The organism is Curtobacterium sp. VKM Ac-2884 (genome assembly GCF_015350945.1).
Classification (GTDB): Bacteria; Actinomycetota; Actinomycetes; order Actinomycetales; family Microbacteriaceae; genus Curtobacterium.
The window spans coordinates 127,696-144,764 of sequence record NZ_JADKSA010000004.1; the positions used below are offsets into that span (position 1 = coordinate 127,696).

Sequence of the window (17,069 nt, forward strand, 5' to 3'; positions counted from 1 at the left end):
GGATGGGCGCATGACCGAAACCGTGCTCGCGATCCTCAACCAGCCCTCCCGCGACGCCGCGGCGCACGACCCCGCAGCGGACGCCTTCACGTGGGCGAAGCCGCTCGAGGAGCACCTCCAGGTGCAGGACCTCGGCATCACCCGAGGCGACGGCGTCTTCGAGACGATCACGGTGGTCGACGGTCGTCCGCAGGCCCTCGAGGCGCACCTCGACCGGTTCGGCCGCTCCGCCGCGATGCTCGACCTGCCCGCGCCGGACCCCGACGCCTGGCGGCAGGCGATCGAGGCCGTCTGCGCCCGGCTCGACCCGGTCCGCGAGGCCTTCGCGAAGACCGTCCTGACCCGTGGCGTCGAGGGCACCGACCGACCCACCGGCTGGGTCTACGCCGCGCCGTCCGTCGACTCGACCGCCGCGCGCACCGAGGGCATCTCCGTCGTCGTGCTGGACCGCGGCTACCGTCACGACGTCGAGCGCACCTCGCCGTGGCTGCTGCAGGGCGCGAAGACCCTGTCGTACGCGGTCAACATGGCCGCCCTGCGCGAGGCCGCCCGGCGCGGTGCCGACGACGCCCTGTTCGTGTCGAGCGACGGCTACGTGCTCGAGGGCACGCGCGCGAACCTGATCCTGAAGGTCGGCGACCGGCTCGTCACGACGCGCACCGACATCGGGATCCTGGCCGGCACCACGCAGGCCGATGTCTTCCGCTTCGCCGAGCAGCAGGGCATCGAGACCGCCTACGAACTCGTCACGCTCGCCGACCTGCAGGCTGCCGACGCACTCTGGCTCGTGTCGAGCGTCCGGCAGGCGGCACCGATCCGGGCCGTGAACGGCGACGCCCGCGCGATCGACGCGGACCTGACGGACCGCATCAACGAGTTCCTGCTGGCGCGCGAGGTCTGAGCCGGCCGGGTCCGCCGGCCGTCACGACCCAGCGCCCCCGGCGCCACGGACGGGAGGCCCGGATCGCGACGTGCGGGCACGGCGCGATCCGGGCCTCCCGGCTCTCCCCCGCTACCAGCGCGGGGTGGTGACGCCCGCGCCGTGCGCCCACTCGAAGACCTGGCGGCCGTCGATCCAGACGCGCGTCGCGCGACTGGTCGCGTCGAGCGGGTCGCCGTCCCAGAGCACGAGGTCGGCGTCGTAGCCCGCGGCCAGCCGGCCGACGCGGTCACCGAACCCCAGGAACTCGGCCGGGTTGACCGTGAGCGCTTCGAGCGCGGTCTGGGCGGGCAGGCCCTCCTTCACCGCGGCCGTGGCCTGGTCGACGAGCATGCCGATCGGCACGACGGGTGCGTCCGTGGTGATCGCGACCCGGACGCCGGCGGCGGCGATGGTGGCGAGGTTCGGGATGCCGCGGTCGCGGAGCTCGACCTTCGAGCGGCTCGTGAACAGCGGGCCGTAGATGACCGGGATGTCCTTCTCGGCGAGCAGGCTGGCGATCTTGTGCGCCTCGGTGCCGTGGTTCACGACCAGGCGGTAGCCGAACTCCTCGGACAGCCGGATCGCGGTCGCGATGTCGTCGTGGCGGTGGGTGTGCTGGTCCCAGACGAGTTCGCCGTCGAGGACCCGGACGAGTGCCTCCTTCGTCAGGTCACGCGCGAACGGCTCACCCTTCGCGGCGGCGGCGTCACGGGCGGCGCGGTAGTTCTGGGCCTCGACGAAGGCGTCACGGATGATCTTCGCGACGCCGAGGCGCGTCGACGGCGTCTGACCCTTGCCGCCGTACACCCGCTTCGGGTTCTCGCCGAGCGCGCTCTTGATGCTCACCGAGTCCGAGATGAGCTGCTCGTCGACGGTGCGCCCGCCCCAGGTCTTGATGGCGACGGTCTGGCCGCCGATCGGGTTTCCGGACCCCGGCTTCACGACGATGCTCGTGATGCCCCCGGCGAGCGCGTCGCGGAAGCCCTCGTCGTCGATGTCGATCGCGTCGATCGCACGGACGCCGGCCATGTTCGGGCCGGTCATCTCGTTCGTGTCGTTCCCGGCTTCGCCGTTCGCCTCCTCGTGGATGCCGACGTGGCCGTGGGACTCGACGAACCCGGGGACGAGCCACGCACCGGCTGCGTCCACGACGGTGATCCCCGGGGGCGGTGTGACGTCCGGGCCGATCGCGGTGATGCGGCCGTCCTCGACGACGACCGCGCCGCCGTCGAAGGCGGGGGCGGAGACGGGGACGACGTGGGCACCGGTGATCGCGAAGGAGTTGCTCATGCCACCAACGCTACGCGGGCCGGCGAAATACGAATTCCTGGCGTCGGGCGTCCGGGGGTCCCTACGCTCCCGGCATGGTGCATCGGAGCGAGGCCCCGCACGTCCACGACGGCTCGACCGCGCTCGGGGGCCAGACCGCGCACGGCGGCGTGCTCCTGCACCGCGGATGGCCCGTGCACGGCAGCGCGGAGCGTCCGTGGCGCAGTGCCCGCCGGGGTTCCCGCGCCGATCGGATGACCACGTCCGTCCGGGTGTCGCTCCCACCGAGGATCGCTCGTGCTCGGTGGGAGCCCGATGCCCGGACCGAGGCGCTGCTCGACCGCGCAGCCGCGGCGCTCCGGTCGCTCGACGTCCACCACGGTTCCCGGCTCGCGCCCCTCGGATCGGTGATCGGTCGGACCGAGGCCGTCGCCTCGTCGCGGATCGAGGACGAGTCCGCGTCGCTCGACGACTGCGCCCGAGCGCTCGTGGGCATCCGCGCGAACCCGAGTGCGACCGTCGTCGTCCGCGCCGCCGGTGCGATCGAGGGGTTGGTCGCGGCAGCGGACACGGGCGTGATCACCGAGGCCGCGCTGCTCGAGGCGCACCGGCTGCTCATGCGCGACGACCCGGTCGACGGCCGGTACGCCGGGCGCTACCGCAGCGTCCAGAACTGGATCGGTGGCGGTGACACCCCGCGGCTGGCGACGTACGTCCCGCCGCCGCCGGAGCTCGTCGCGCCGCTCATGGCCGACCTGTTCGCGTTCCTGCACCGGACCGACCTGCACCCGATCGCCCAGGCTGCGATCGGGCACGCCCAGTTCGAGTCGATCCACCCGTTCACCGACGGCAACGGCCGGATCGGACGGGCAGTGATCAGTGCCGTGTTGCGGCGGCGGGGCGTCACGACGACCGTGACCGCACCGATCGCCACCGCACTCGCAGCGGATCGGGGCCGGTACTTCCGGCACCTCGAGCGGTACCGCGACGGGGTCGTGGACGCCCTCGTGGCAGACATCGCGATCGCCATCGGTACCGTGTGCGACGAGGCGACCGTGACCGCCCTGCTGCTCGACGAGCACGCGGCCGACCGGATGGCGGGTCCGTGTGCCACGGGTGTCCACGCCGTCGTCGGGCAGGCGCTCGCCCACGACCCGGTCCTGACCGAGACTCGTCTGCAGGACCTCCTCGCCGGCGTCGACGACGGACCGGTCGACGCCGACCTGGCCGGCTCCGTGGCCGCAGACCTCGTCCACGCCGGGGTGCTGCGTCCGGTCACCGAGCGGCGGCGTGACCGTGCCTGGGTCGCTCCGGCAGTCGTGGACGAGCTCGAGGCGTTCGAGCAGCGGGTCCGCGCGGGGGTGGCCGGGCGGACGCGGACCGACCGCTTCCGGACGGGGCGGCCCGGCAGACGCGGTGCGACCGGTTCCGGGCGGCGTGACGCCCGGCTCGCCACGGGGCCGTGCGCATAGGGTGGGATGGTGAGCACCGAGCACTCCCACGCCACCCCGCCCACCGCCGCCAAGCGGCCCGTGACGCGGACCCACCACGGCATCGACTTCGTCGACGACTACGAGTGGCTGCGTGACAAGGAGTCGCCGGACACCCTCGCCTACCTCGAGGCCGAGAACGCCTACACCGACGCCGCCACCGACCACCTCGCCCCGCTGCGCGACCGCGTCTTCGCCGAGGTCAAGAACCGCGTCCAGGAGACCGACCTCTCGGTGCCGGTGCGCATGGGCGGCTGGTGGTACTTCACCCGCACGGCCGAGGGCAGCCAGTACGGCGTGCACTGCCGTGCGCCGATCGCCGGTCCTGATGACTGGACCCCGCCGGCTGTCGTCGAGGGCGAGTCGACCCTCCCCGGCGAGCAGGTCGTCCTCGACGGCAACGCCCTGGCCGACGGCCACGAGTTCTTCTCCCTCGGCACCTACGACATCAGCGACGACGGCACCCGCCTGGTCTACGGCATCGACGTCGAGGGCGACGAGCGGTACACCCTGCACGTGCGCGACCTGGCCTCCGGCACCGATCTCGGCGACGCCATCCCGAACACCGGGGCCGGCGCGACGTTCGACCCGGCCGGTCGCTACGTCTTCTACCCGACGGTCGACGAGTCGTGGCGCCCGGACAAGATCTGGCGGCACGCGGTCGGCACCGCGGCGTCGGACGACGTCCTGGTCTTCGAGGAACCCGACGACCGCTACTGGGTCGGCGTCGGCGTCACCCGGTCGTCGCAGTACATCGTCATCGAGCTCGGGTCGAAGATCACGTCCGAGGCTCTGGTGCTCGACGCCGCCGACCCGACCGGCGAGTTCCAGGTCGTGTGGCCGCGGCGCGACGGCGTCGAGTACGAGATCGAGCACGCCATCGTCGGCGGCAGCGACCGGTTCCTGGTACTGCACAACGACGGTGCCGAGAACTTCGAGCTCGTCGACGTCCCCGCCGACGACCCCACGTCCGAGCGGGACCGCCGGGTCGTGGTGGCGCACCACACCGAGCGCCGCATCGAGTCCGTCGACGCCTTCGCCGGGCACCTCGCGCTCGAGTACCGCTCCGAGGCGCTCCCCCGCATCGCGATCATCCCCATCGAGGGTGACGGGTACGGCGACGCGCACGAGGTCCCGTTCGACGAGGCACTGTTCTCGGCCGGCCTCGGCGGCAACCCCGAGTGGGACCAGCCGACGCTCCGCATCGGGTTCACCTCCTTCGTCACCCCTTCCGAGGTCAGCGACCTGGACCTGGCGACCGGCGAGGTGACGGTCCTGAAGCGCCAGCCGGTGCTCGGCGGCTACGACCCCGCCGACTACGCGCAGGAGCGCGACTGGGCCACGGCGGCGGACGGCACCCGCGTGCCGATCTCGCTCGTCTGGCGGCGCGACGCCGTCGACGCGGACACCCCCTCGCCGCTCCACCTGTACGGCTACGGCTCGTACGAGCACTCCATCGACCCGGGCTTCAGCGTCATGCGTCTGTCGATGCTCGACCGCGGCGTCGTCTTCGCGGTCGCCCACGTGCGTGGTGGCGGCGAGATGGGTCGCCACTGGTACGAGAACGGCAAGACGCTGACGAAGAAGAACACGTTCACCGACTTCGTCGCGGTCGCCGACCACCTGATCGAGTCCGGCCGCACCACCGCGGACCGGCTCGTGGCCGAGGGCGGCAGCGCGGGCGGGCTCCTGATGGGTGCGGTGGCGAACATCGCACCGGACCGGTTCGCCGGGATCGTCGCCGCGGTGCCGTTCGTCGACGCGCTCACGAGCATCCTCGACCCCGACCTGCCCCTGACCGTCATCGAGTGGGACGAGTGGGGCGACCCGCTGCACGACGCCGAGGTCTACCGCTACATGAGCGAGTACACCCCGTACGAGAACGTCCGCGACGACGTGCAGTACCCGCGGATCCTCGCCGTGACGTCGATCAACGACACCCGTGTGCTCTACGTCGAACCGGCGAAGTGGACCGCGAAGCTGCGCGAGGTCGGGGCGCCGGTGCTGCTGAAGACCGAGATGTCCGCGGGCCACGGCGGCGTGAGCGGTCGGTACGCCTCGTGGAAGGAGCGGGCCTTCGAGCTCGCTTGGCTGCTCGACGTGCTCGGCCTGGCCGACGAGGCGCCCGCCGCCTGATGACTTGGTGAGCAGAAATGGTCGGGTTGCGCGCGCGCACCCGACCATTTCTGCTCACCAAGCGAACGGCCGCGCCCGCGGCACGCCGCGCCCGCGGCACGCGGCTCGCGCCTCACACGCGGTTGAGCGCGTGCACCGCCTCGTCGTAGGACTCCTCGGCCAGGCGCACCCGGTCCCCCGCGAGCACGCCGTACCCGAACGTGCCCTCGCCACCGCGTTCGGCGATCGCCGCGTTGGTCCGCAGCGCGTCGAGGGCGTGCAGCGACCGGACGCGTTCGGTCAGCACGTCGGCCGCGCTGCCGATCCGCTTCCAGAGTGCGTGCGGGAACGCGTCGTCGCCGAGGACGTCCATCGCCATCCGTGCCCGCATCGTGCCCTGCCAGGCGGCTTCGGTGGTCGCACGGTCGGCGGCCTCGCGCTCGGCGGCGGTGTCCGAGGTGTCGTCGGCGACCGCGGCCCGGACGAGTTCGCGGATGTGCGGCTTCACGACGGCGCCGACGTCCTGCGCGACCTTCTTCGGCGACCGGAGCGACCACTCGGTCGGGGTCGGACGTTCGACGGCGTCGTCGAGCGCGTCGAGCAGCTCGAGGAACGGCTCGCCGTGCACGAACGCGACGACGTCCCGCACCGACTGGTCGCGGCGCTCACGGGTCGACGCCAGGATGCGTTCGCGGGTCATCGAGTCGACCAGGTCGTCCTGCGCCGGGGTCGACGCGCGCGGCAACCGGTCGATGAGGTACTCGTTGAGTGCTGCGCGCGCGGTCACGGCAGCCAGGCCGTCGGCCGCCTCGGCGGCGCGGTCGACGGCGTCACCGTCGGCGAACGCCGGACGGTAGGCGCCGAGGATCGAGGCGATCTCGAGGGCGGTCTCAGCCGTCTGCCGGAGGTCGGCCGCGTCGCCGGAGCGGAGCCGCGATTCCTGGCCGAGCAGCGCAGCGCGCAGCTTCCGCAGTCGCTTCGCGAGGACGCGTGCGGTCGTGCCCTTGTCCGGCTTCTCCTCGGTCTGGAGGCGCGGTGCCGACGCTCCTGCCAGCCCGCGTGCCAGCTTGGACGCGACGGCGGCGGGGCCGGCGCCCACGGCCGCGAAGCGCCCGTCCAGGGCCGCGAAGAGCTCGTGCGCGACCTGCGGGTCGACGTCGGCGACGGCCTCGACCTCGACCTCGCGCCAGGTGCGCGGCGTCTCCGGAGCGTCGTCGTCGAGGCGCTGCGCGGTCACCTGGTCGTCGGCGAGCTCGGCGACCTGGTCGCCGTCCTCGTCGAGCAGGCGGGTCACGGTGCGGGTGGTCGTGATGCGGACCACGGGGCGCAGGCCACGGCCGCGACGCTCGGTGAAGAGCGCCGCGAGGACCTCGGTCGGCACCGTGGCGGCGTCGTCGGTCAGTGGGAAGTGCTGCTCGTGGCGGACCGTGTCCGACTCGGACCGCTTGATGTGCCACCCGGCATCCGGGCCACCGGTACGCCGACGGACCGTGACCCGCGCCGCCACCAGGTCGTACCGCTCGGTGTCCCAGTACGTCGCATCGAGCTCGAACGGCTCCTGGTGCTCGGTGCGGAGGATGCCACCGGCGCCGACGAGGTCGGGCAGGGCACCGCCCTCTGGCAGGTCGTAGGTGCGCTCGATCTCGAGGTGGGTGTCGCTCACGAGGTCTTGTCTACCAGGGCTTCACCGTGCGCCTCGACCACCGCGGGCGCATCGGTGGAGAACCGCGACGCCACCGCTCCGGCGAGGACGATCGCCAGGTGGGGCAGGGTGACGAGGAACGGGCTCCACCGCACCGGGACGAGCGGGTAGAGCACGCCGGCCCACTGCAGGGCGAAGACAGCGACCGGGAGGACCAGGAGTACCCAGGTCCACCGCGCAGCGCGTGCCGCGACCAGCCACCCGGCAAGGGCGAGGACGACGGGCACCAGGGCGATCGGCAGGCTCGTCGGCGGCGTGAGGATCGGCTGCAGCGCACCGCCGACGGCCGCCGCGACGATCATGCTGGCGCCGAGGCGACGGCGTCGAGCACTCGTGCGGAGCGTGAGCGCTGCCAGCGCGATGGCCGCACCGGGCACGAAGAACACCAGAGACCACGTCCCAGTGATGCCGAGGACTCGGTCCGAGGCACTCTCGTAGCCGTAGTTCGGCTGCAGGATGAGCCACGCCCCTTCCACGAGCAACGACACGACCGCGAGGGCGACCAGCACCGGCACGGTCCGGATGGTGTGCGGTGCAGAACGGACGGGTGTCGGCAGTGCGGTCATGGTGTCCCCCCAGGTGGAACGGTGGCCGGCGCGTCGGTGGAACAGCGCCGTGGTGAACGCGCCGAACGCGAGTGCGGTCGGCGAGAGGTCGAGTTCGTGGGCATCGCGGACGTCGGCGAGCCACTGCTCGCGGCGGGCGGCGCGGTGTGCTGCGGGCGAGACGGCGACGGCGGCCCCCACGAGCACCCGGTCGAGCGCGCTCACGAGGTCACCGGCCGGTGGGCCGAGCGCGCCGGACGAACGGGCGTCGCGGCGGACGGACGCGCGGCGACGAGGTCGCGTGCGGCGTCGACCCCGTCGGGCGTGAACTCGTAGAGCCGACGACGCGGGCCCGGTCGGTCGGTCTCGTCGTCCCACGACGACGTGATCCACCCCTGCCGCTCGAGTCGCTCGAGGATCGGGTAGACGGTGCCGGCCTGGCGCCCGGTGGCCTTGATGACGAGCAGCCCCCACGCCGGGCCGTCGGCGGCCAGCAGTGCGTCGAGCACGTCGAGCGTCGGGGCGGTGACGCGTTGGATCGGTTCCATGCGGCTTAACCTAGCTATATCGGATAAGCGCGTCAAGGGCGTCCAGAAAGCGGGGTTAGCCTGGCGCCATGAGCGACACGATCACCCGCGAGCAGTTCACCCCCGAAGCCGGCGGCGTCACGATGTTCACGACCACCTGGTGCGGCTACTGCGCCCGCCTGAAGAACCAGATGACGAAGGCCGGCGTGCCCTTCACCGAGGTCGACATCGAGCAGACCCCGGGCACGGCGGAACTCGTCGCCGAGGTCAACGGCGGCAACCAGACCGTCCCGACGCTGGTGTTCCCCGACGGCAGCACGGCGACGAACCCGTCGCTGGCCGAGGTGCAGTCCCGCATCTGAGCGGCGAAGTCCCGCACACATGCATCTGAGCGGCGGCGCTGCGCACGACCGAAGTCCGTCCGAACCGCGTGATCACGTGGTTCGGACGGACTTCGGTCGTGCGGGACGGATGCGCGCCGCCCGCCGCGGAACTAGCCCCCGAGTGCCTCGGTCAGCAGCGCAGCCATGGCGTCGAGCTGGATGTCGCCGGAGTCGACGAGTTCCTCGTCCGAACCGTCGAGCGCGCGGGCGGCCAACGACGCCTTCGAGTCGATGAGCTCGGCGATCTTGGTGTCGATCGTCTGCGCGGCGATGATGCGCCACGCGGTGACGGGCTCTTCCTGCCCGATGCGGTGCACCCGGTCGATCGCCTGGGTCTGCTCGGCGCTCGTCCACGACAGCTCGGCGAGCACGACGTTGGACGCCACCTGCAGGTTCAGGCCCACGCCGGCGGCGGTGAGCGAGCAGACGATCACGGCGACGTCGGGGTCGTTCACGAACGAGTCGATCTGCGCCGTGCGCTGCGTGGCCGTCTGGTCGCCACGGATCGTGGCGGTGCGCAGGCCCCGTCGAGCGAAGACCTCTTCGGCCTGGTCCATCACGTCGAGGTGCTTCGCGAAGAACACGACCTTGCCGACGTTCGACGCGAGCTGCGCGGCGTAATCGGCTGCGAGCTGGGCCTTGGCGCGACCGATCCGCCGGACCATCGAGAACACGTTCTCACCGGTCGACGAGGCGTCCTGGTCCTCGAGCTCCCAGCGCGCGACCTGACGGACGAGCTTGTGGTCGATGCCGACGACCGGGTCCTGCCCGGTGCGGGCGTCGAGCGCCTGGTGGTACCGGCGGACGAGCTTCGCGGTGAGCTCGCGCTCGGCGTCGCGGATGGAGCGGCCCTCGTCGCCGTCGAGCTCGACGGGGATGTCGGCGATCCGGCGGGCCGGGATGTCCGCGGCGACGTCGACCTTGCGGCGTCGGACGATGCCCTGGTCGATCACGGCACGGCGCGCCTCGACGAAGAAGCCCTGGTCGGCCGGCGTCAAGCCGATCTCCTCGAGCTCGTTCATGAGCTTCGCGCGGGGCTTCTTGTCGTCGATCCAGCCGAGGTACTCCCAGATGGTCCGGAAGTCCTCGACCGAGTTGATCAGCGGGGTGCCCGTCAGCGCCATGAGCAGCGGTGCCGCGGTGCGCTGCCGGATGCGGTCGGCGATCTGGAGCACGAAGCGAGCGCGCTGCGAGTCCTTGTTCTTGATGAAGTGCGCCTCGTCGACGACCATGCCCTTGAAGCCGAAGCCCCCGAGCCAGCCGGCGTGCCGGTCGAGGATCTCGTAGTTCACGATGATGATGTCAGCGAACCCGTCGAGGTCGTTGCCGTCCCCGTGGATGACGGTGGCGCGGTGATTCGGCACCCAGCGCTCGGCTTCGCGCGCCCAGTTCGTCTTGACGACGTTCGGCACCACGACGAGCAGCGGGAACGCGTTGGCGGCGTCGGCGGCGAGCAACGACTGCGCCGTCTTGCCGAGGCCCGGCTCGTCGGCGAGCAGGAACGTGCGGTGCCCCTGCGACGCGGCGGCGACCAGTTCGGCCTGGTGCTTCATCAGCGTGGTACCCGAGCGGGAGTGCAGCGAGGTCGGCTCGGGCAGTGGCATCGTCGCCGCTCCCCCGCCCGCGCCGTACTCGAACGACTTGAACAGCGGACCGAAGAGCTCCCAGTTCGCCAGGCGACGCGGGTGCGCGACCGGTTGGTCGGCGAGCGCGAAGTCCGGCGGCAGGAACGGGTTGGCGAGCTGACGCTGCACGACCGCCTGCGGGGTGACGGCGCGCACCGGGGTCTCGGCGACCGGGGTGGGCTCGGCCGCGATGACGAGGTCCTCCGGCTGCAGCTCCATGCCGCCGGCGATCATCATGTCGCGCTTGACGGCGCGGGTCGCCTCGGAGACCTGCACCTCTTCCGCGAGCAGCTGGATGACGCTGGTGTCGCGGGCCGCGGTCTTCGCCAGGATCGTCGCGACGCCGTCGAGCCGCTTGAGCTGCTCGGCGCGCTGCGAGTCCGTGAGCTCGGTGTCACCCTTCACCCGTGCGCGTTCTTCGCGCATGAGCAGCGCGACGGCCTGGAACTTCGTCCGGTTCGTCGCTTTGAGCGGTCCGCGCTGCGCCGCCGCCTCGACCTCGCGCACCGCGCGGGCGAGGACGGGGATCACGCCGTCGTTGTCCAGCGGCCTCGTCCGACGTGACGCGGTCCGCGTCCCGCCGGCAGCTCGCCGGGTGCCTGATCGAGCCAACGCTCCTCCTGTTCCGCCCACGCATCGGGGCGAGCCGCCCGTGGGGCGGAAGTCCTGCACCGGGGCCTGACACGGCTCCGGTTCGGCTGCGGGCCACCGTGGCCCACCGCATCGCCGGTCCCCGCTTCGGGACGTCCGGTGGAGTCCCGCGGACCGTTCCACCGCGAGCGCCTGCTCGGCGCCGGGTGCGACGGTCCGCGCCGGGATCCGGCGTCGTCACACGCACGTGACGCCCCCGCGGGGCGGTCACGGCCCGGTTCCCGCGTCGATCAAGTGATCGACGGCTGCGTCCGGAATCGACGCGGCACGCGGGAACGCGGTGCGTGCGCGCTCAGTTTACTCCCCGACCCCCGACAGAGGCGACTCCGCGTCGCCCGCGCGCGTCGCGCCTCCTGGAACGCCCCGCGTGACGGACGGGAGGCACAGTGCGGGCCCGCCACGCGCCTCCCGTCCGATGCCGGTCGCGTCCACCCCGCCGACGCGACAGATCCCGGGTCCTCACGCCGACCACCCCGCGAAGCGACGGTTCCCGGTTCCCCACGCCGACCACCCCGCGAAAGCGACAGTTCCCCGCCAACGTTCCCCGCAGATCTGTCGCCTTCGCGACGGGCGCCGCGAGCCGTCAGACGCGGGGCGCGGACCGCGGGCGGACCAGGCCGGCCGCCGGCAGGACCGGAGCAGCCTCGGCCAACGCGGCCCGCGTCGCCGCGAGGAGCTGCTCGGCGGTCTGGATGCCGTTCGCGGAGCCGGTGGTCGCCTGGCCGCCGGCGTGGGCCAGCAGCTGGGCACCGATGGCGGGCCCGATGCGGTCGGTCTCGCGCGGGTTGCGGGCGACCCAGTCGCGGGCGATCGCGTCGGCGAGGCGCTCGGCCGCGGCTCCGCGGTCGGCGTCTCCGCGCGATCGGTGCCAGAGGCCGGTGACGACCAGGTGGGCGACGACCGCCCCGATGTCGCGGACCGGGAAGCCCCACCCAGCGGTGTCGATGTCCAGGAGCCCGGAGATGCGCCAGGGCTCGTCCTCGTCGACGAAGACCTGCTCGAGGTGCAGGTCACCGTGCACGACCTGTTTCGCCGCACTCGTCCAACCGATCGACCGGCGGCCGATGGCGTCGTACAGGCGGTCGATCTCGTCGGCATCCTGCGGCAACGCGGCGATGAGGGTGCGGCGGTGCCAGTCGGCGTGGTCCATCGCGTCGGCACGGGCCTGCTGGGTCATCGGGACGGTCGCGACCCGCCCGCTCAGGGCGGCCAGCGACGCGACGAACCGCGAGTCGTCGGCGATGTCGAGGATGCGACTGCCGGCCGGCACGCCGCGGATCCGCTCGAGCACGAGGAGTCCGTCGCCGCGGCTGGACAGCACTCGGGGCACCGGCAGGCCCGCCGCCACGAACTGCTCGTGCGACTTCACGATCGGCGCGACCCGGTGCGGACGGACGATCTTCAGGAACAGGGTGCGCTCGGGGGCGTCCACCCGCACCACCGCACGCTTGCCCGGTCGGTACGCGGCCACCGTGAGCACCGGGTCGGTGACGGGCATGCCGAGCGTCGTCAGGAGCTCGGCGACCGCGTCGCGGTAGGTCACCTGCGGCAGCACCGGCAGACCCGGATCGTTCGGGTACGCCCACACCGAGACGGGTTCGCCGGTCGCGGGATCGGTGACGATCGCACTGTTCTGGTCGTGCGCGCCGCCGGTGTCGACGTACGTCAGGACGGTGGCGCGCTGGCCGTTCCGGTCGACGGTGTCGACCTCGTAGCCGTACAGGTAGCCGTTGCCTGAGGGCTCGACGGAGTGCGCCCGTGCGGCCACGACGGAGGTCCCGGAGCCGGCGAAGGCCTGCGGGATGACGCGCTCATGGTTGGGCCACACGACATCAGTCAACCGTGTCCGGACGTTTTCGTCGCGTTCGTGCACGGCTCGGCGTGCGGGCGGTGGCTAGCGTGGTCGAGGTGAACCCGGTCGCGCGTCTCCGCAGCTCCAGTCGCACGCCGTTCCTGCAGGTCGTGAAGACCGCGGTCGCGGTCGTCGCGGCGGTGCTGCTGTGCCGGCTGCTGATCCAGGGACCGTTCCCGACCTTCGCCGCGATCGCCGCACTGCTCGTCGTGCAGCCGAGCATCAACCAGTCGTTCGTCAAGGGCCTCGAGCGGAGCGCCGGTGTCGTGCTCGGCGTGCTGCTCGCCACCGGGTTCCACCTGCTGCTCGGCGACTCGGTGTGGGTCGTCCTGCTCGTGGTCGTGCTCGCCATCCTCATCGCCTGGGTGCTCCGGCTGACCCCGACCTCGGCCACCCAGGTCAGCATCAGCGGGATGCTCGTGCTCACCGCGGGGGTCGTCACGCCCAACTACTCGGCCGACCGGATCCTCGAGACCGTGATCGGTGCGGTCGTCGCCCTCGTCGTGAACGCCCTGATCATCCCGCCGGTCCTGCTCGAGCCCGCGCACCTCGCCGTCGCCCGACTCGCCCGCGACACCGCCGTGGCCTTCGAACGCGTCGCGATCGGCCTGACCGAGGGATGGGACCGCGACCGCTGGCAGGACGCCCTGGTGCGGGCCCGCGCGCTCCGGCAGCAGCACGCGAAGACCGAGGCGTCCCTCAACGCGGCTCGCGAGTCCCTGACGATGAACCCACGAGGCGGCCGACACCGCACGATCCTCGACCGCGACGTCGCCATCACCGAGCACCTGCGCGTCCTGGTGACGCGCGTCACCGGCATGACCCGGGCGATCCACGACAACACCGCACCAGACCTGCGCGCCGACCCGGTGGTCGGCGGCATCGCGACCGAGGTGGCCCGGATCGGCTCGGACGTCCGCGCGCTGAGCGCCCGGGTCGAGTCGACACGGCTGGACCCGTCGTTCGCCGCGGGTGCCGATGGGGACGATGCCGGGGTGGCGACCGCGGAACCCGCGCTGACGGCACCGATGGAGATCGTCCGACCGAACTCCCGGCACTGGGTGCTCATCGGCGCTCTGCTCGAGGACGTCCGACGCGTGCGCGAGGAGCTGCTCGGCGAGGACGACTGACGCCGGTCGACGCGGCGTGCCAGCGCCGGCGCCGGCGCCGGTCGGGCACTGGCGTGCCAGCGCCGGTCGGGCGCGGCGCGCCAGTGCCGGTCAGCGCGTGGCGCGTGCGGCTTCGGCCGCCGTCTGCACGACGTCGTCCCAGATCACCGCGGCGGGCACGGCAGGATCGGTGCCGGGCACACCCGCGTCGGCGAACCGGCTGATCTCCGCGACGACGGCCTCGGTGCCGACCTCGCGCGCCGCGCGGCTCGCCACGTCGGGGACGGCCGTCCGCAGTTCGGCGACCACGCGGTCGCGGCGGACGCCCTCCATCTGGCCGAGTGCGCCGATGCCCTTCCACGCGGCGTCGAGCTCCGCGCGGAGACGGACGATGGCCGGGTGGTCGACGGACGGGTGGTCGACGGACGCGTGGTCGATCGGGTCGTTCATGGTGCCCCCTGGTGCAACGGACCGCCCTTCGGGTAAGCGCTGTCCGCCGGGTGATCCTACCAATGAAGCAAGAAGTCCTCATGTCCCTAGAACGCGGGACAGACCGTTCTGCCCGGTGGTCTGGCAGCCACGGTACCTGCTCCTGTGACGAGATTCAGCGAGTTCGGCCCGGGCATCGGCCCTCCGCGCCCGTTCGATGCCACGATGGGTCCGAGGAGGTCCACTATGCGGCTGTTGGTGGTCGAGGACGACGACGAGATGCGTGCCCTGATGGAGCGCGGTCTCGCTGCCGAGGGGTACCGCGTGACGGCGGTGGAGAACGGGGTCGAGGCGCTCATCGCCCTCGGCGAGCAGGCGTTCGACCTGGCCGTCGTGGACGTGATGATGCCCGGCATGTCCGGGTTCGAGCTCGCACGACGGATCCGCGAGCGCGAGGACCCCGTGCGGATCCTGCTCGTCACCGCGCGCGACGCCGTGGACGACCGCGTGTTCGGCCTCGACGCCGGGGCGGACGACTACCTCACCAAGCCGTTCGCGTTCGCCGAGCTCACCGCCAGGCTCCGCGCCCTCGGTCGCCGCGAGTCCGCCGGGGCACCCCGAACGATCGAGGTCGGCGACGTCTCGATCGACTCCGAGGCCCGTCGCATCTCGATCAAGGGCCAGCGCGTCGCCGTCAGCCCGACCGAGTTCGCGCTGCTCCGCCTGCTCGCGCGCTCCGCCGGCAGCGTGGTCGACCGGCCGAAGATCCTCGAAGAGGTCTGGGACGGCTCGCAGCACGTCGACCCGAACGTCGTCGAGCAGTACATCTCGTACCTCCGCAAGAAGCTCGTCGCCCACGAGGCCACGGTCGCGATCGCCACCGTGCGCGGCCGCGGGTACCGCCTGGATCTGCTCGGGGCGTGAGCGGGGCCTCCGCTCGCCCGGGGCCGGACCGCCCACGACGCGGTCTGGTCCGCCCCCTGCGCCTGCTGTCGCTGCGGGCACGGATCACGATCGGCTCGACGGCGATCGCCGCGGTCGTGATCGTGCTGCTCGTGCTGGTGATGCGGTTCCAGGTGGTCAGCGTCGTCGCGAGTGCGACCCGGACCCTGCTGGACGCCGACGCCGACCCGTACGTCGCCACGCTCGAGGTGGACAGCGATCCCGACCTGTCCCCGCCGGGCAACGCGCAGCTGGTCGCCGTGGTCTCACCGTCCGGCGACATCGTGCTCTCGACGATGCCCACCCGGGTGGAGAGCGCGCTCGGCAGCCTGACCTCCACGGCGGCCGGCACCTCGATCATCCGGGTGTCCGGGTCCGAGTACCGCGTGGTGGTCGAACACCCCGTGAACCAGGCCGGCCGGTGGACGGTCGTCGCCGCCCGGAACTCGCAGGCCGAGGCGATCGTGGTCGACGACCTCACCTCGACCCTGTCGCTCACGGGCGTCGCGATCCTGCTCGCCTTCGGCATCGCCTCGTGGATCCTGGCGACCGCCGCGCTCCGTCCCGTCAACCGCATGCGCCGTGAGGCCGAGCGGCTGTCCGTCGCGCCCGAACGGGCCGAGCTGCCCGTCGGCCCCGCGCAGGACGAACTCGCGTCCCTCGCCACGACCCTCAACGCCTTCCTCGCCCGCACGCGCCAGGCCACCGAGCGGGAACGGCAGATGGTGTCCGACGCCAGCCACGAGCTCCGCACACCGCTCGCCATCCTCACCACCCAGCTCGACCTGGCGTCGCTCGACGGTGACGACGCCGCCGCCCTGGCCGCCCACATCGAGCGCGCCAAGCACAGCGTCGCCCGGCTCTCCCGGTTGGCGAACGACCTGCTCGCGTTGTCCCGGATCGAGGAGTCCGAACGGCGGGAACAGGACGGCGACCAGCGCCCGGAGACCGGCTGGTCCGACCTGGGTGACGAGGTCATGGCGGCCGTCGACCGGGTCCGGCTCATCGCGTCGGCCAAGGACGTCACCGTCGACTTCGACCTCGAGGCCCCGGTGGCCGTCGGTGGCTCCGGGCCCGGCATCGGCGGTGGGACCCACGAGCCCCGCTACCGGCTCGACACCGGTGGCATGGCGCAGCTCGTCACGAACATCGCGGGCAACGCGGTGTCGGCGCTCCCCCGCGGTGGCGGCATCTTCGTGTCCTGGCGCAGCACCGGGGGCGAGGGTGTCCTGCAGGTCACCGACGACGGCCCCGGCGTCCCCGAGTCGTTCATCCCGGTGGCGTTCGACCGGTTCACCCGACCGGACGAGGCCCGGAAGTCGCGCCCGAACCCCGACCCGGCCACCGGCGCGATCGCCCTGCCGGGTGGATCCGGCCTGGGGCTCGCGATCGTCCGCGCGGTGGCCGAGCGCGCCGGCGGGACGGCGTCGCTGCGGAACGTGCGCTCCGGCGGACTCGAGGTCACGGTGCGACTGCCCGAGGTCGAGTAGCCGCGCACCCGCTCCGCG

General features: G+C 72.5%; 14 protein-coding genes. 7 read left to right on the top strand and 7 right to left on the bottom strand.

The genetic code is table 11. From position 1 onward, the window contains the following. Positions 1–10: 10 nt before the first annotated feature. Positions 11–901 (top strand): aminodeoxychorismate lyase, encoded by an 891-nt coding sequence (locus ITJ60_RS12155; RefSeq protein WP_194648106.1) that lies wholly within the window; start codon positions 11–13, stop codon positions 899–901. A gap of 111 nt (positions 902–1,012) precedes the next feature. Here the strand turns inward: ITJ60_RS12155 and ITJ60_RS12160 are convergent, their stop codons facing one another. Continuing rightward, positions 1,013–2,212: an amidohydrolase gene (locus ITJ60_RS12160; protein WP_194648107.1), complete on the bottom strand. Its 1,200-nt coding sequence runs from the start codon at positions 2,210–2,212 to the stop codon at positions 1,013–1,015. A gap of 74 nt (positions 2,213–2,286) precedes the next feature. Here ITJ60_RS12160 and ITJ60_RS12165 point away from each other — a divergent pair, with 74 nt between their 5' ends. Both ITJ60_RS12165 and ITJ60_RS12170 read left to right on the top strand, forming a co-directional pair. After that, positions 2,287–3,663, top strand: coding sequence for a Fic family protein (locus tag ITJ60_RS12165; RefSeq protein ID WP_194648108.1), 1,377 nt, complete (start codon positions 2,287–2,289; stop codon positions 3,661–3,663). 9 nt (positions 3,664–3,672) lie between these two features. After that, on the top strand, positions 3,673–5,817 hold the full coding sequence (locus ITJ60_RS12170; RefSeq protein WP_416371911.1) for a S9 family peptidase: 2,145 nt from the start codon (positions 3,673–3,675) through the stop codon (positions 5,815–5,817). Positions 5,818–5,929: 112 nt separating this feature from the next. Here the strand turns inward: ITJ60_RS12170 and ITJ60_RS12175 are convergent, their stop codons facing one another. The 3 genes from ITJ60_RS12175 to ITJ60_RS12185 are packed head-to-tail and all read right to left on the bottom strand — an operon-like array spanning position 5,930 to position 8,591. Beyond that, positions 5,930–7,459 (bottom strand): CYTH domain-containing protein, encoded by a 1,530-nt coding sequence (locus tag ITJ60_RS12175; RefSeq protein ID WP_194648110.1) that lies wholly within the window; start codon positions 7,457–7,459, stop codon positions 5,930–5,932. Continuing rightward, positions 7,456–8,268: a hypothetical protein gene (locus ITJ60_RS12180; protein ID WP_194648111.1), complete on the bottom strand. Its 813-nt coding sequence runs from the start codon at positions 8,266–8,268 to the stop codon at positions 7,456–7,458. The genes ITJ60_RS12175 and ITJ60_RS12180 overlap by 4 nt, the downstream gene beginning before the upstream one ends. Beyond that, positions 8,265–8,591: a PadR family transcriptional regulator gene (locus ITJ60_RS12185; protein WP_194648112.1), complete on the bottom strand. Its 327-nt coding sequence runs from the start codon at positions 8,589–8,591 to the stop codon at positions 8,265–8,267. The genes ITJ60_RS12180 and ITJ60_RS12185 overlap by 4 nt, the downstream gene beginning before the upstream one ends. Before the next feature lie 68 nt (positions 8,592–8,659). Here ITJ60_RS12185 and ITJ60_RS12190 point away from each other — a divergent pair, with 68 nt between their 5' ends. Beyond that, complete coding sequence (locus tag ITJ60_RS12190) at positions 8,660–8,932, top strand: mycoredoxin (RefSeq protein ID WP_123293947.1); 273 nt, start codon at positions 8,660–8,662, stop codon at positions 8,930–8,932. A 131-nt stretch (positions 8,933–9,063) separates the two neighbouring features. Here ITJ60_RS12190 and ITJ60_RS12195 read toward each other — a convergent pair whose 3' ends face one another. Then, positions 9,064–11,190, bottom strand: coding sequence for a DEAD/DEAH box helicase (locus ITJ60_RS12195; protein WP_194648113.1), 2,127 nt, complete (start codon positions 11,188–11,190; stop codon positions 9,064–9,066). Positions 11,191–11,812: 622 nt separating this feature from the next. Next, positions 11,813–13,057 (bottom strand): aminoglycoside phosphotransferase family protein, encoded by a 1,245-nt coding sequence (locus ITJ60_RS12200; RefSeq protein ID WP_194648114.1) that lies wholly within the window; start codon positions 13,055–13,057, stop codon positions 11,813–11,815. Between the two features lie 80 nt (positions 13,058–13,137). Here ITJ60_RS12200 and ITJ60_RS12205 point away from each other — a divergent pair, with 80 nt between their 5' ends. Continuing rightward, entirely contained in the window at positions 13,138–14,211 is a 1,074-nt protein-coding gene (locus ITJ60_RS12205) for an FUSC family protein (protein WP_123341146.1), read from the top strand. 90 nt (positions 14,212–14,301) lie between these two features. Here ITJ60_RS12205 and ITJ60_RS12210 read toward each other — a convergent pair whose 3' ends face one another. Continuing rightward, on the bottom strand, positions 14,302–14,640 hold the full coding sequence (locus tag ITJ60_RS12210; protein WP_194648115.1) for a hypothetical protein: 339 nt from the start codon (positions 14,638–14,640) through the stop codon (positions 14,302–14,304). A gap of 225 nt (positions 14,641–14,865) precedes the next feature. Between ITJ60_RS12210 and ITJ60_RS12215 the strand changes: the two genes are divergently transcribed. Both ITJ60_RS12215 and ITJ60_RS12220 read left to right on the top strand, forming a co-directional pair. Further along, positions 14,866–15,543 carry a response regulator transcription factor gene (locus tag ITJ60_RS12215; RefSeq protein WP_111084549.1) on the top strand — a complete coding sequence of 226 codons (678 nt, stop codon included), beginning with the start codon at positions 14,866–14,868 and terminating at the stop codon, positions 15,541–15,543. Beyond that, positions 15,540–17,051, top strand: a complete 1,512-nt coding sequence (locus ITJ60_RS12220) for a HAMP domain-containing sensor histidine kinase (RefSeq protein ID WP_323749168.1) — start codon at positions 15,540–15,542, stop codon at positions 17,049–17,051. The genes ITJ60_RS12215 and ITJ60_RS12220 overlap by 4 nt, the downstream gene beginning before the upstream one ends. Positions 17,052–17,069: the final 18 nt, after the last annotated feature.

Excerpts from the sequence above, each read along its gene's own strand:
- ITJ60_RS12155 (WP_194648106.1), top strand. The coding sequence starts at position 11 with ATGACCGAAACCGTGCTCGCGATCCTCAACCAGCCCTCCCGCGACGCC.
- ITJ60_RS12160 (WP_194648107.1), bottom strand. The coding sequence starts at position 2,212 with ATGAGCAACTCCTTCGCGATCACCGGTGCCCACGTCGTCCCCGTCTCC.
- ITJ60_RS12165 (WP_194648108.1), top strand. The coding sequence starts at position 2,287 with ATGGTGCATCGGAGCGAGGCCCCGCACGTCCACGACGGCTCGACCGCG.
- ITJ60_RS12185 (WP_194648112.1), bottom strand. The coding sequence starts at position 8,591 with ATGGAACCGATCCAACGCGTCACCGCCCCGACGCTCGACGTGCTCGAC.
- ITJ60_RS12190 (WP_123293947.1), top strand. The coding sequence starts at position 8,660 with ATGAGCGACACGATCACCCGCGAGCAGTTCACCCCCGAAGCCGGCGGC.
- ITJ60_RS12210 (WP_194648115.1), bottom strand. The coding sequence starts at position 14,640 with ATGAACGACCCGATCGACCACGCGTCCGTCGACCACCCGTCCGTCGAC.
- ITJ60_RS12215 (WP_111084549.1), top strand. The coding sequence starts at position 14,866 with ATGCGGCTGTTGGTGGTCGAGGACGACGACGAGATGCGTGCCCTGATG.